This is a genomic window from Iamia sp. (assembly GCF_035575815.1).
Lineage (GTDB): Bacteria > Actinomycetota > Acidimicrobiia > Acidimicrobiales > Iamiaceae > Iamia.
Genome location: NZ_DATLXO010000046.1, coordinates 1 through 1502, shown reverse-complemented (window position 1 = coordinate 1502; position 1502 = coordinate 1). Strand labels below are relative to the sequence as shown.

Below are 1502 nucleotides of genomic sequence, written 5' to 3'. Positions count from 1 at the left end.
ATCTACATCCTGAGCCCGTGGCGCCTTGTCGACTACTGGGCCTGGACCCGCCACCCCGACCCCGCTGACTTCACCCTCACCACCCGCTGACCGTCCTCGATCAACGAACCGGTCGCGGAACCCGTCGCCGGAACGACGCCGATCGCGACCAGTACGACACGACCTCCGAACCGGTCGCGGAACCCGTCGCCGGAACGACGCCGATCGCGACCAGTACGGGTGAAGGGGGTCAGGCGGTGGCCTGCGAGACGCCGGGGGCGACAGAGACCCGGGGGGCGACCATCGGCCAGGGGCGCTCGCGCTCGACTGCGAGGGCGACGTCGAAGAGCACGGCATCGGCGTGGTGGCGACCCAGCACCTGCATGCCGACGGGGAGCCCGTCGACGGTGCCGGCCGGTATCGACACCGCCGGGTTGCCGTAGATGTTGGCGACGATCGTCAGCGCGCCCATGTTCGCCATGTCGGGGAACTTGGCGCTGACCAGGTCGAGCAGCGTCGAGGGCAGCTTGGGGAGGAACGAGCTCGCCACCCGGGTGCCGAGGAGGGCGCCCCGGAAGGCGTAGCGCGCCGCGGTGTTCGACTTGGCCCAGTCGATCAGGTCGTCTTCGCCGCTGCTGGTGGTGGCCTCGGCCGCGAAGGCCGGGCCGGGGTTGGTCGCGGCGATGATGAGGTCGACCTCCTCGAACGCCTTGGCCATGGCGACGTTGGCCTCGATCCGCAGCTGTTCGGCGGCTGCCGCGGTCTGCAGGTTGTAGAGCGCCTGGGAGAGGTACAGGCCGATGGCGACCTCGTCGGTGAGCAGCGGCGCGCAGCGCGGCCACTCGTCGCCGAGCTCGGCGAGGAGGGTCGCCAGGTTGCCCATCATCCACTGGGCGGCCATGTTCGGCGGGCGGACGCGGAGGTCGACCTCGACCATGGCGTTGTCCGAGATGAGCAGCGCCGCCTGCTCGCGGATGCGGTCCTCGACGCCGGGCTCGAGGGTCACCCCGCCCAGGTCCGGCACCACCGCGACGCGCAGGCCCCGCAGGTCCTGGGCGCCGAGGCCGGCCTCCCAGCGACCCGGCGAGGGGAGGCTGGTGGGGTCATAGGGGTCGACGCCGGCGCACACGTCGTAGAAGCGGGCTGCGTCGCGCACCGAGCGGGCCAGGTTGCCGAGGACCACCGTGTTGGGGCGCGACATGGCGTGCGGACCCCTGGTGATGCGGCCGAAGGTGCCCTTCATGCCCAGCAGGCCGGTGTAGGCCGCGGGGATGCGGATCGAGCCTCCGCCGTCGCCGCCGGTGGCCAGGCTCACCAGGCCGCCCATCACCGCCGCCGCACTGCCGCCCGAGGACCCGCCCGCGCTGCGGCCGTGGCGCCATGGGTTGTGGGCGACGCCGTTGAGCTTGGTGACGCTCACGTTGAGCCCGCCGAACTCGCTCGAGGTGGTGAGGCCCACCGGCGTGACCCCTCCGCGGGTGAACAGGCGCGCAATGTTGTGGGCGGTGTGGCCGGCGACGCGG

At 72.3% G+C, this 1502-nt stretch carries 1 protein-coding gene; it reads right to left on the bottom strand.

Annotated features, from left to right (window positions below):
* Positions 1 to 229 precede the first annotated feature (229 nt).
* A partial coding sequence (locus VNL12_RS04425; protein WP_325591886.1) for an amidase occupies positions 230 to 1502 on the bottom strand: 1273 nt, incomplete at its 5' end.